Origin of the sequence: Granulicella sp. S190, from assembly GCF_009766095.1 — a bacterium.
In the GTDB taxonomy this organism is placed as follows: domain Bacteria; phylum Acidobacteriota; class Terriglobia; order Terriglobales; family Acidobacteriaceae; genus Edaphobacter.
Genome location: NZ_LMUD01000016.1, coordinates 408,303 through 420,934 on the forward strand (window position 1 = coordinate 408,303; position 12,632 = coordinate 420,934).

11 protein-coding genes and 1 tRNA gene are annotated in these 12,632 nt (G+C 58.4%); 11 read left to right on the forward strand and 1 reads right to left on the reverse strand.

The window, feature by feature from the left end; translation table 11 throughout:
• The 6 genes from tuf to rplK all read left to right on the forward strand — a co-directional run.
• Window positions 1-1,096 (forward strand): elongation factor Tu (gene tuf / locus GSQ94_RS11025; RefSeq protein WP_158944069.1); only part of this gene is annotated, 1,096 nt, incomplete at its 5' end.
• 240 nt (window positions 1,097-1,336) lie between these two features.
• The gene (gene rpmG, locus GSQ94_RS11030; protein WP_158943905.1) at window positions 1,337-1,486 is read left to right on the forward strand and encodes a 50S ribosomal protein L33; all 150 of its coding nucleotides are present in this window, start codon (window positions 1,337-1,339) and stop codon (window positions 1,484-1,486) included.
• Window positions 1,487-1,535: 49 nt separating this feature from the next.
• Window positions 1,536-1,611, forward strand: a tRNA-Trp gene (locus GSQ94_RS11035).
• Window positions 1,612-1,676: 65 nt separating this feature from the next.
• Window positions 1,677-1,937 (forward strand): preprotein translocase subunit SecE, encoded by a 261-nt coding sequence (gene secE, locus GSQ94_RS11040; RefSeq protein ID WP_158943906.1) that lies wholly within the window; start codon window positions 1,677-1,679, stop codon window positions 1,935-1,937.
• A 45-nt stretch (window positions 1,938-1,982) separates the two neighbouring features.
• Window positions 1,983-2,639, forward strand: coding sequence for a transcription termination/antitermination protein NusG (gene nusG / locus GSQ94_RS11045; protein WP_158943907.1), 657 nt, complete (start codon window positions 1,983-1,985; stop codon window positions 2,637-2,639).
• Window positions 2,640-2,741: 102 nt separating this feature from the next.
• Window positions 2,742-3,179 (forward strand): 50S ribosomal protein L11, encoded by a 438-nt coding sequence (rplK, locus tag GSQ94_RS11050; RefSeq protein ID WP_158943908.1) that lies wholly within the window; start codon window positions 2,742-2,744, stop codon window positions 3,177-3,179.
• Between the two features lie 155 nt (window positions 3,180-3,334).
• Here the strand turns inward: rplK and GSQ94_RS11055 are convergent, their stop codons facing one another.
• The gene (locus GSQ94_RS11055) at window positions 3,335-4,444 is read right to left on the reverse strand and encodes a radical SAM protein (protein ID WP_158943909.1); all 1,110 of its coding nucleotides are present in this window, start codon (window positions 4,442-4,444) and stop codon (window positions 3,335-3,337) included.
• A gap of 73 nt (window positions 4,445-4,517) precedes the next feature.
• On the opposite strand from GSQ94_RS11055, the gene GSQ94_RS11060 reads away from it, so the two are divergent.
• From GSQ94_RS11060 to rpoB, 5 genes are all read left to right on the forward strand, one after another.
• Complete coding sequence (locus GSQ94_RS11060) at window positions 4,518-5,114, forward strand: Uma2 family endonuclease (protein ID WP_158943910.1); 597 nt, start codon at window positions 4,518-4,520, stop codon at window positions 5,112-5,114.
• A 150-nt stretch (window positions 5,115-5,264) separates the two neighbouring features.
• Complete coding sequence (gene rplA / locus GSQ94_RS11065; protein WP_158943911.1) at window positions 5,265-5,975, forward strand: 50S ribosomal protein L1; 711 nt, start codon at window positions 5,265-5,267, stop codon at window positions 5,973-5,975.
• Window positions 5,976-6,093: 118 nt separating this feature from the next.
• Window positions 6,094-6,813, forward strand: a complete 720-nt coding sequence (gene rplJ, locus GSQ94_RS11070) for a 50S ribosomal protein L10 (protein WP_158943912.1) — start codon at window positions 6,094-6,096, stop codon at window positions 6,811-6,813.
• A 138-nt stretch (window positions 6,814-6,951) separates the two neighbouring features.
• Complete coding sequence (gene rplL, locus GSQ94_RS11075) at window positions 6,952-7,326, forward strand: 50S ribosomal protein L7/L12 (RefSeq protein ID WP_158943913.1); 375 nt, start codon at window positions 6,952-6,954, stop codon at window positions 7,324-7,326.
• Window positions 7,327-7,969: 643 nt separating this feature from the next.
• Window positions 7,970-12,442 carry a DNA-directed RNA polymerase subunit beta gene (gene rpoB, locus GSQ94_RS11080; RefSeq protein WP_158943914.1) on the forward strand — a complete coding sequence of 1,491 codons (4,473 nt, stop codon included), beginning with the start codon at window positions 7,970-7,972 and terminating at the stop codon, window positions 12,440-12,442.
• Window positions 12,443-12,632: the final 190 nt, after the last annotated feature.

Here is a 12,632-nt window from a genome sequence, read left to right on the forward strand (position 1 = left end):
GATTACGAAGGTATTGTCGAAGCACAACCCGAAGAACACGTTTCGTTCATTCGACACGATCGACAACGCTCCTGAGGAGCGCGAGCGCGGTATTACGATTGCGACCTCGCACGTAGAGTACGAGACCCCGAACCGGCACTATGCGCACGTTGACTGCCCGGGTCACGCGGACTACATCAAGAACATGATCACCGGCGCAGCGCAGATGGACGGCGCGATCCTGGTGGTTGCAGCGACCGACGGCCCGATGCCTCAGACCAAGGAGCACGTTCTGTTGGCGCGCCAGGTTGGCGTTCCCTTCATCGTGGTGTTTTTGAACAAGTGCGATGCGGTTGAGGACGAAGAGCTGATCGAGCTGGTTGAGATGGAAGTTCGCGAGCTGTTGTCGAAGTATGACTACCCTGGCGACGACACTCCGATCATCCGCGGCTCTGCGTTGGGCGCGCTCAATGGCGAAGCCCAGTGGGAAGCGAAGATCGACGAGCTGATGGCAGCGGTGGACAAGTACATTCCGCAGCCAGAGCGTGCGGTGGATCTGCCGTTCCTGATGCCGATCGAAGATATCTTCTCGATCTCGGGTCGCGGTACCGTGGTGACGGGCCGTATCGAGCGCGGCAAGGTGAAGGTTGGCGAAGCCTGCGAGATCGTTGGATTTGGCGATACGCAAGCGACGGTCTGCACCGGCGTGGAGATGTTCAAGAAGCAGCTGGACGAAGGTCTGGCAGGCGACAATGCTGGTCTTCTTCTGCGCGGTATCGCGAAGGAAGCGGTTCAGCGCGGGATGGTTCTGGCCAAGCCTGGTTCGATCAAGCCGCACACCGAGTTCAAGGGCGAGGTCTACGTTCTGAGCAAGGAAGAGGGCGGACGTCACACTCCGTTCTTCAACGGCTACCGCCCCCAGTTCTACTTCCGTACCACGGACGTGACGGGATCGGCGAAGCTTCCTGCAGGCACGGAGATGTGCATGCCGGGCGACAACATCCAGCTGGAGATCACGCTGCACACCCCAGTGGCGATGGAGAAGGGTCTGCGCTTCGCGATCCGCGAAGGCGGACGCACCGTCGGCGCCGGAACCATCAGCGAGATCATCAAGTAAAGAACTTTCGGCATGGCGACAGGTTTCGGCCTGTCGCCATAGCATTTCAGGCGATTCGATGGAAGCGACTTTCCCGAAACGTTGTTTTAAGAGATAATCTCAAAGGATGAGCGTGGCCTGACCGCTTGTCTTTCCGTCTTACAATCAGGATTTGGTTGCAGGGGCCATTACCCTGTGTCGCGGCGTGTTACACGCTGCTTGCCAGCCGAAGTGGCTGGCCACGTTAGAAGGAGATTTATTATGCGCGAGATCATTACTCTTCAGTGTCCGGATTGCAAAAACAGGAACTACTCCACCACGAAGAACAAGAAGACGACGACTGGCCGCCTCGAGTTCTCGAAGTTCTGCAATACGTGCCGCAAGCACACGGATCACAAGGAAACCAAGTAATCTCCAGCCAGATCCGGGAGTGAGGCGAACGGTCTCACTCCGCACCACTGGGGGAGTAAGCTCAACGGTTAAACTGTCGGTCTCCAAAACCGAACTTCTCGGTTCGAATCCGAGCTCCCCCGCCAGTTTGCCCGGTCCCTCAAGTCCGGGAACAGACAACACAAAGCACTACGAAGATTGAGGCAGTACTATGGCCAAGACAATAGCGGTAACCGAACAGCCCAGCACCGGAATGCAGCAGTTGAAGGCGCAGCCAGCACGTCTCGGCGAGTTCCTGAAGGACGTTCGCAGCGAGATGCGCAAGGTGATCTCGCCCTCGCGCGCCGAAGTTCAGTCGACCACGATCGTTGTTCTTGTGACTGTCTTCATCTTCGCCGCGTATTTCTGGCTGGTGGATAACATCATCGGACGGGCGATCGAAGCTCTGCTGCACCGTCTGACCCAGCACTAACAAGATCTGGCACCCGAGCAGGACCCGGTAGAGAGAAGTAAAACGATGCGCGAAAAAGGCACAACGATGGCGGCAGAAGAGCAGAATCCGGAAGAGCAGAACCCCGAGGCGAACGTCGCCGCTGGCGACCCATCCTCGGAGCAGCTTGCCCCGCCGGTCAACGAAAACTTCAAGTGGTACATCATCCACGCTTACTCTGGCTTTGAGCGAAAGGTGCGTGAGTCCCTCGAGAGCCGCATCACTGCCTTCGGTCTGCAGAATCGCATCGGTCGCATTATGATTCCGACCGAGCCGGTTACCGAGCTGCGCAACGGCAAGAAGTACACCATCGAGCGCGTCTTCCTGCCTGGCTACGTGCTGGTCGAGATGGAGCTCGATAACGACCTCTGGCACGTCATCAAGAACACGCCGCGCGTCACCGGATTTCTGGGTACAGGCGATAACCCTGTTGCCCTCTCCGAGCAGGAGGTCAGTTCGATCCTCTTCCGTTCCGAGACCGCAGGCAACAAGCCGACCATGAAGGTCAAGTTCGACAAGGGCGAGCAGGTTCGCATCAACGAAGGCCCCTTCGCCAACTTTACCGGCGCGGTTGACGATATCAACGAAGACAAGCAGACCCTCAAGGTGATGGTCAGCATCTTCGGTCGCTCGACTCCGGTCGAGATCGAGTTTTCCAAGGTCGATAAGGTTGTCGACGAGTAGTTCTCCCCTGGCGGGAGTTTGAGTTTAGCAACAACATTTAAGCAGCAGGCGTTTCGATCTTAGCAACGTCCGCCGCTGGAAGCGTAAAGAGGATCTACCGCAATGGCACCAAAGAAAATTACTGGATACGTCAAGCTTCAGATTATGGCTGGCAAGGCTACCCCTGCACCTCCCGTCGGGCCCGCGCTCGGCCAGGCTCAGGTCAACATCATGGAGTTCTGCAAGCAGTTCAACGAGCGTACGAGCAAGGAACCAGCCCTCGCCGGACTCACCATCCCCGTCGTCATCAGCGTCTACGCGGACCGCACCTTCAGCTTCATTACCAAGACGCCTCCGGCTCCGGTGCTCCTGCTCAAGGCAGCTGGTATTGAAAAGGGCTCTGGTACTCCGAACAAGGAGAAGAAGGGCAAGGTGACCGAAAAGCAGATCATCGCCATCGCCACGCAGAAGATGCCGGACATGAACGCGAACACCATCGAGGCTGCAGCGAAGACCATCCGCGGCACCGCCCGCTCCATGGGCATCGACGTCGTAGCCTAGCTTTCGAACTATCCGCTTAACTTCGCTTCAGCGAAGGAGGACGCAGGAGACCATCCTCGACATTGTCCGTCGACGATTGCCTCAGGCGTCCTCTTCCGTTGTTAATCTCAATAGCCTGACGTATCTTTTTTGAGTTCGTTGCTAACTCTCAAATCCTACGCAAACAAGCTCTGCTGGATGGCCACAGACGTTGCGCTCCGTGATGGTCTCTTGTCTCCGCCACTCTCGTTTCTAGTCAGAAGCGCATCGCTCGAGCGCTTTCCCAGGCCGTGCTTTCTACATGCGTCGTCTACCATCTTTGCCAGGCGTTCGCGATAGGCCTTTCCTGCAAAGTCAGCCGTGGCGAAGCGTTCGGCATAGTCCGCCTCAAGAGCCGGGAAGTGCTCACGAACGAAGCTCAGATAAGTAGGACGTGAGCACGGCTTGAGAAAGAGTGGGTGAGCGGCAAAGAAGCTTGCGCCTACTGCGGCAGCGCGTCGAGCCATGCCGTCCAGCGCCCCTTCGTTATCGGTAATGCCTGGCAGCAGCGGCGAGCCGAAGACGCCCGCGACGATTCCTGCCTGTCGCATGCGCCCGACAGCCTGGAAACGCAGATCTGGCCTGGGCGCGCGTGGCTCCAACAACCGCGCCAGTGCCGCGTCCGGCGTAGTGATCGTCATATGCACCACCAGTGTGTTGCGCCGCGAGATCTCGGCCAGCAGATCGATATCCCGCTCGATCAGACGCGACTTCGTAACGATGCCGAGCCGATATCCACACTTCCGCGCGAAGACTTCGAGGATACTGCGTGTGATCCTCGCACGCCGTTCGATCGGTTGATACGGGTCGGTCGCGGTGCCCAGTGCAATCTCATCGAGCGGATTGATCTTCTTCAACTCCTGCTCCAGCAGCCATGAGGCGTTCTGCTTTAGAAAGATCATTCGCTCGAAGGCCATCGGATCGCGAAAGTCAATCGCTGTTCTGTCGGGATTACCCGGCGCCTCAACCACTGCTGATGTGGGAGGTCTCGGCGCCATAAATTCATGGGTGTAGCGCGCATAGCAGTACTTGCAGCCGAACTCGCACCCACGATAGGGATTGATGCTGTAGGCCAGCGAGAGCCTGCGCTTTGAGATCGACTTATTCAAGATACTGCGTACCTCCAATGCCTTGAACTCGATTAGGTGGCCGTCGTCGGCGTGCGCTGCCTGGGCTGCCAGACGAGCAATTCCTACGGGAGTTTGAGAGAGGATCGGGAAGAGCGTTGCACTATTTGATTTCGCCATTTGTTCGCCTTATGATGTCGAGAGTAGGCGAGCACTTCGAATCCGTCAAGGGCCGATTTAGTACACTTTTCACATGAACACCGCCCTGGCGGGAAAGCGACCGCCGTTTCGCTTCCGGCCCGAAACCCCGATGAGCGATGAAGACCTGATGAGCTTCTGTGTTGCGAACGACATCGCGCGTGTAGAACGCGAGGTAGATGGGGAGATTCTTGTCATGTCGCCCGCAGGGAACCGTACAGGCAGGCGGAACGCAGCTATTATCAGTGCACTCGACACATGGGCCCAGGCAGACGGACGCGGCTATGTCTTCGACTCGAGCACCGGTTTTACGCTGCCCGATGGATCGATGCGCAGCCCAGATGCAGCATGGATTGAAGCTTCGCGATGGGATGCGCTTAGCAGATTGGATCAAAATCGTTTCTCCCCGATCTGCCCGGATTTCGTGATTGAATTACGCTCACAATCCGACGAACTGGCAGTACTCGAAGGCAAGATGATGAGATGGGTCGCAAACGGCGCGAAGCTGGCATGGCTAATCGATCCAGATCGCGAAGTGGTTTCTCTCTATAGTCCTGACAAACAACCCGAGAACCTGCAGCAGCCGCTGTCAGTTCTGGGAAGTGGACCGATAGACGGATTTGCCTTGGATCTTACAAGGATCTGGGAGTAATTGAGGTCCCTTCCGCAAGCTGATCGAGTTATTCATTGACGTTTTTAGGATCTGCGGGCATACTTATAAGAGTGCCTCAACGTCCAGTTGAGGCCAGTCGAGAACCACGCCCAGAGAGAATAGCTCTAGAGGGGTGGGAGACGAGGGAAAATGGCAAGGAAGCTCTCTAAGAATTTGGTGAAGGCGCGTGCGCTCGTAGAGCCCCGTCCGTACCTGTTAGTGGACGCAGTTCCACTTCTGCAAAAAGCAAAGTATGCGAAGTTCGACGAGACCGTCGACCTGACCATGCGTCTCGGAGTTGACCCCAAGCATGCGGACCAGATGGTTCGCGGCACCGTGGTTCTTCCGCACGGTCTGGGCAAGTCGAAGATCGTTGCCGTCATCGCTTCGGGCGACCGCATCAAGGATGCGGAGGCTGCAGGCGCTGAGTTCTTCGGCGGCGAAGAACTGGTCGAAAAGATTCAGAAAGAAGGCTGGACCGCCTTCGACGCCCTCATCGCGACCCCCGACATGATGAAGTCTGTCGGCCGTCTCGGTAAGGTTCTCGGACCTCGCGGACTGATGCCGAACCCGAAGACGGGCACGGTCACCACCGATGTTGCCGCTGCGGTCAAGGAGATCAAGGCTGGTAAGATCGAGTTTCGCACCGACAAGACTGCACTCGTCCACGTTCCGGTTGGCAAGCTCTCGTTCGATCCGCAGAAGCTGGTCGACAACGCGATGACGGTCATTTCGAGCGTGGTCAAAGCTAAGCCGTCGGCAGCCAAGGGCAAGTATATCAAGGGTGTCACGCTGAGCTCGACGATGGGCCCTGGTATCCAGCTCGACTACGCCGCTGCTGAGGCAGCCGGCAAAGCCTAACAGTCACTAGCTATTAGCTCTAGTAGCTTCTAGCTGGATTGGTTACGGATTTCAGTCGCGAAAGCGGCGCAATTTCAAGCTAGCAGCTAAAGGCTAGCAGCTAAAGGCTAGGTTTTTTATGGCATTGTCCAGAGCGTCAAAGACGGAGAAGGTGAAGCAGCTCGCGACCGAGCTCGAACACTCTACCTCCGCTATTATCGGTACTTTCAAGGGTCTTACCGCCTCGAAGGACTTCGAGCTGCGCAAGGCGGTTCGCGCCGCCGGCGGAAACTATCACGTCGTCAAGAACAAGCTCGCTGCACGCGCCAGCGAAGGCACCAAGATCGAGTCGGCGCTGCAGGGTCTCAAGGGTGTTTCGGCCGTTGCATACACCTCGGGCGATCCCGTTGCTTTGGCCAAGGCTCTTTCGACTTGGGTTAAAGACAACGCGGAGTTCACCTTCAAGCTGGGCATCATCGACGGCAAGGTGATCGACGTTCGTGAGATCGGCGAGCTCGCCACCATGCCGGGCAAGGAAGAGCTCTTCTCGAAGCTTCTCTTCCTGATTCAGTCGCCGGCACAGCGTTTGGCTACCGTAATCAACGCCACTGGCCGCGATCTCGCGGTTGTCATCAACCAAGGCGTCGAGAAGGGCAAGTTTGCCGGTTCAGCCGCTCCGGCAGCAGAGGCACCGAAGGCAGAAGCTGCTGTTGCAGAAGCTCCGGCAGCAGAGGGGCAGCTGGTTGCCGAGGCTCACGCCGTCGAAGCACCGGCAGCTGATGCCGATGCCGCTCAACCCGAGAACGGAACCGCATCGCAGGCCGGAGAGGCCGCGACGACTGATCCGGTCGAAGGCTAACCCAAGTTTCGCCTGGTCTCTTCGGGTGCGCTGGTCTGGGCGCAACGGAAACCCTGAGGGGCATAGGCAGCCGAAGCGCAGTCGGGCTTTGGAGATGTAAGAAGCACCACAAAGTTCAGTTCTAATTGGAGAAATAACATGGCAGACATCCAGCAGTTGGAAGATTCAATCGTTAGCCTCAGCCTCCTCGAGGCGTCGGCTTTGGTCAAGAAGCTCGAAGAGCGTCTCGGCGTTTCGGCAGCAGCAGCAGTTGCAGCCCCGGCAGCAGGCGGCGGCGCAGCAGCAGCAGCTCCAGCCGAAGAGAAGACTGAGTTCACCGTCATCCTCAAGGATGCCGGCGCGAACAAGATCAACACCATCAAGGCTGTACGCGAAGTCACCGCTCTTGGCTTGAAGGAAGCCAAGGATCTGGTCGACGGAGCTCCCAAGCCCTTGAAGGAGAACATTTCGAAGGACGACGCAGCTGCCATCGCGAAGAAGTTCGAAGGCGTTGCCACCGTAGAAATCAAATAATTAACTGCCAGCTTGCACGTTGGGGCGGAACGCGATATTCTTGACGTTAGAGAAGATTCGTTCCGCCTTGGCGTGCTCTTTGGCGGACAGTGGTATTTAGCAGACAAAAAACTTGGTTGTACCCCGGATCATCCTGTCTTCACAGGCTAAGGAACCGGCCACTATACGCTTCGAGCGGCGGATGCGCATAGTGCAATAAGAATCATGCAAGCGGCACAACTTTGGGGTAGGCGAACCTCAATGGCGGCAGGCATTCATACCATCTATATAGCAACAGTGCACAAGTCGACCTTTGCGCTCATGGGACACGCTGTCCCTTCGAGCGCTTTGCCGTGTTTGCAAGCTTCCCCGTTCTTATAGGAGCCCAAAGTACGCTGCACGCGTTCTTTATAGCAGCTTCGAACGCCGGCAGATAGTAAAAGTTTCAGGTTTTATCCGAGCCGCGGACCATTACGGCAAAGACATTCTGCGCACGGGGCTGGCTGCCATCGAGGACAGCAAGACCCGAAGATCTTCAACACTGCGCGATCAGAACCAAACCCGGAGGGCCTGACCGATGCCCTCCCCAACCGAGTGAAGCCAGCAGTATGATGCCGGCGAACCTGCTCGGGAGGCCTCGAAGGTTAGTTATTCAGGAGAGAGCATGTCCAGCGAAATGCGCGCGATCCGTAGCCGTCTCGATTTTTCGAAGATTCCCACATCCATTCAGATTCCCAACCTCATCGAGGTCCAGCGCCGCAGCTATGAGCGCTTCCTGCAGATGGACAAGCTGCCGCAGGAGCGCGAGGACAACGGCCTGCAGTCGGTCTTTACCTCGGTCTTCCCTATCACTGACTTCCGCAACGTCTCCGAGCTCGAGTTCGTCGACTTCTCCATCGGCAACTGGGAGTGCAAGTGCGGCTACCTCAAGGGTCTCAACCACCTGCGCACCGCCTGCACCAACTGCGGTCACATGGTCATCACCGACCCCTTCCACCCGGGCGATGTGCTCTGCAACTTCTGCGGAACCTACAACAAAAACACCCCTGACTTCTGCACCAAGTGCGGCGACCCCGTCGGCCTCCAGCTGAAGTATGACCAGGCAGAGTGCGAAGAGCGCGGCATGACCTACTCTGCTCCCCTCAAGGTCACCATTCGTCTGAAGATCTATGACAAGGACCCCGAGACCGGCGTCAAGAGCCTCCGCGACATGAAGGAGCAGGAAGTCTTCTTCGGCGACATTCCGCTCATGTCACAGAACGGCACCTTCATCGTCAACGGCACCGAGCGCGTCATCGTCTCACAGCTTCATCGTTCGCCAGGCGTCTTCTTTGAGACGGCGAACAACCGTACCTACTTCCTCGGCAAGATCATTCCGTACCGCGGCAGCTGGGTCGAGTTCGAGTATGACCAGAAGAACACCCTCTACGTCCGCATCGACCGCAAGCGCAAGTTCCTCGGCACCATCTTCCTGCGCGCCCTCGGCCTGCGTACCGACGAGGAGATCCTCAAGACCTTCTACACCGTCGACACTATTAACGTAGCCGACGGCAAGCTGCACTGGAAGGTTGTTCCCGAAGGTCAGCTCAGCAACCTGCAGGGCACCCGCCCGGCGCATGCCATCACCGTCAAGGGTGAAGAGATCGCTCCAGCCACACGCAAGATCTCTGCTCACACCGTGAAGGGTCTGCGCACCCACAAGATCGACTCGGTCGAAGTTGAGACCAGCGAGTTCGACGGCGCGATGACTGCCTCCGACGTGGTCGATCTCACCACCGGCGAGCTGCTCTACGAAGCCAACCAGGAGCTCACCGCCGACAAGCTGCACAAGATCATCCAGTCCGGCGTCACCAGCATCGAGGTCTTCTTCCCCGAGCGCGACGATGTGGGCAACATCATCACCAACACGCTCCGCCGCGACTCCGTGCGCAAGCCCGAGGAAGCGCTGATCGAAATCTACCGCAAGCTGCGTCCCGGCGACCCACCGACGCTCGACACCGCGACTGCGCTCTTCGAAGGCATGTTCTTCGATCCGCGCAAGTACGACTTCTCGCGCGTCGGCCGCCTTAAGTTCAACATCAAGCTCTACGAGAACCAGGATCCCTCCGGCCTCGACCACCGCACGCTTACGCCTGAGGACTTCTACGGCACCATCCGTTATCTGCTCAAGCTGCGTAAGAACATCGGCACAGTCGACGACATCGATCACCTTGGCAATCGCCGCGTCCGCGCCGTCGGTGAGCTGATGGAGAACCAGTTCCGCATCGGTCTCGTCCGTATGGAGCGCGCCATCAAGGAGAAGATGTCGGTCTATCAGGAGATGTCGACCGCGATGCCGCACGACCTCATCAACGCCAAGCCAGTGATGGCCGCGATTCGTGAGTTCTTCGGCTCCTCGCAGCTCTCGCAGTTCATGGACCAGACCAACCCGCTCTCGGAGATCACGCACAAGCGTCGCCTCTCCGCGCTTGGGCCCGGTGGTCTATCGCGTGAGCGCGCTGGCTTCGAAGTCCGCGACGTGCATCCCACTCACTACGGTCGTATCTGCCCGATCGAGACGCCGGAAGGTCCGAACATCGGTCTCATCTCGTCGCTCGCCTCCTTTGCGCGCATCAACGAGTACGGCTTCATCGAGTCGCCCTACCGTCGCGTCAAAGATGGCCGTGCGCTCGACTACGTCTCCGTTTCGAACGCAGGCGAATCCGGTCTGCGCCAGGGCGATTACCTCGAGGTCGAAGAGGCCCGCAAGCAGAATGAGCAGTTGAAGAAGGACAAGAAGCGCACCATGGATCTTGCTCCCTTCAGCTTCTACCTCTCCGCCTGGGAAGAAGATCGCCACACGATTGCGCAGGCCAACGTCGAACTCGATGAGCATCTCAACATCGTGCAGGATGTGGTCGACGCCCGTCGTCAGGGCAACTTCGTCCTCGTCAACAAGTCCGAAGTGGACTACGTCGACGTCTCGCCGAAGCAGCTGGTCTCGGTTGCCGCCTCACTCGTGCCGTTCCTCGAGCACGACGACGCCAACCGCGCTCTGATGGGCGCCAACATGCAGCGGCAGTCGGTTCCTCTGCTCGTTGCCGAAGCCCCCTTCGTCGGTACCGGCATGGAGGGCGTCACCGCCCGCGACTCCGGCGCCGTCATCCTAGCCAAGCGCAACGGCATCATCGACTCGGTCGACTCCGAGCGCATCATCGTGCGCGTAGAAGGCGAGCATCACCCCACGCAGCTCTCGCGTGAGGTTGGTTCGGACATCTATCAGCTCACGAAGTTCAAGCGCTCCAACCAGAACACCTGCATCAACCAGAAGCCGATCGTCCGCAAGGGAGATCGCGTCATCAAGGGTCAGGTCATCGCCGACGGTCCTTGCACCGAGCAAGGCGAACTCGGCCTCGGCCGTAACGTTCTGGTCGCGTTCATGCCATGGCGCGGTTACAACTTCGAGGATGCGATCCTCATCTCGGAGAAGCTGGTCCGCGAGGACTACTACACCTCGATCCACATCGAGGAGTTCGAGATCGAAGCCCGCGACACGAAGCTTGGGCCGGAAGAGATCACGCGCGATATCCCCAACGTCAGCGAGCACGCACTCCGCGATCTCGATGACTCGGGCATCATCCGTATCGGCGCGAAGATCGGTCACAACGACATCCTCGTCGGCAAGGTAACGCCGAAGGGTGAAACCCAGCTGACGCCGGAAGAGAAGCTTCTCCGCGCCATCTTCGGCGAAAAGGCCGGCGATGTTCGCGACGCTTCGCTCACGTGCCCTCCGGGTATCGAAGGCACCGTCGTCGACGTCCGCATCTTCTCCCGCAAGGGTCAGGAGAAGGACGAGCGCGCCAAGCAGATCGAGCAGGAGATGATCGAGAAGCTCGAGCGCAACCTCGCCGATGAGATTCGTATTCTCACCGACGAGCGCCTCAAGCGCCTCGAGGCGATCCTCGGAGCGAAGGAAGTTCTCGCCGACCTGCATGACGAGCGCACCAACAAGAAGCTGCTCAACAAGGGCGACCTGCTGGATCGCGACACCATCGAGCTCATCAGCACTCGTAACCTCAAGCGCATCCGCTACGCCGACAAGGACCCCCGCGTCAATGAGCAGATCGATGAGATCGAGGAGATGACCTCACGCCAGATCGATGTTCTCCGCAAGATCACCAACGAGAAGATCGGCAAGATGCAGAAGGGCGACGAGCTCTCGCCCGGCGTCATCAAGATGGTCAAGGTCTACATCGCCATGAAGCGCAAGCTCTCTGTCGGTGACAAGATGGCCGGACGCCACGGCAACAAGGGTGTTATCGCACGTATCCTCCCTGAGGAAGACATGCCGTACCTCCCCGATGGAACGCCCGTCGAGATCGTCCTCAATCCCCTCGGCGTGCCTTCGCGTATGAACGTCGGTCAGATCCTCGAGACGCACCTTGGGTGGGCTGCACATACCCTGGGCGCGCAGATTGCCGAGCTTGCTGCCACGATGGAGTCGGCCAACGAAGTCCGCGAGCTCTTCAAGGCGCGCTTCGCTGGTACCGCCGCACTCAACCAGCTTCTTGACCTCGACGACGAGCAGACTTTGCGCGTTGCCGCTGGCATGAAGCGTGGTATCTGGTTCGGTACGGCGGTCTTCGACGGCGCACGCGAGACCGAGATCAAGGCGCTCCTCAAGGCCGCTGGCCTTCCCAGCTCGGGCAAGTCGCAGCTCTACGATGGCATGCTCGGCGATCCATTCGAGCAGCCCGCCACCGTCGGCTACATCTACATGCTCAAGCTGTCGCACCTTGTCGACGACAAGATCCACGCTCGCTCCATCGGACCGTACTCGCTCATCACTCAGCAGCCGCTGGGCGGTAAGGCGCAGTTCGGCGGACAGCGCTTCGGTGAGATGGAGGTCTGGGCCCTTGAAGCTTACGGCGCCGCCTACATCCTGCAGGAGCTGCTCACCGCCAAGTCCGACGACGTCTTCGGTCGTACCAAGATCTACGAAGCCATCGTCAAGGGCGAAGCTGCCATCGAGCCGGGTGTTCCCGAGTCGTTCAACGTTCTTATCCGCGAACTGCAGTCCCTCTGCCTGGATGTCGAGCTGATCAAGCTCGCCGACCAGAAAAAGCCGGCACTGCCAGCCATCGCCGCAGCAGATTAGTCGATACCGCTCCACTCCAGGCACGGTTCTTCTGAATGAGGCTCACGCTCAACATTCACGAAGGACCGGCCAAGGGGAAGAGCAACAAAGAGAAGCAGGCGACGGACCTAACCACCCACCGCCCAGCAGATGTAAAGCAGCAGTAACCAGCAGCAAGGCGCAAAAAACGCCAGACACTGCACACGGAGAC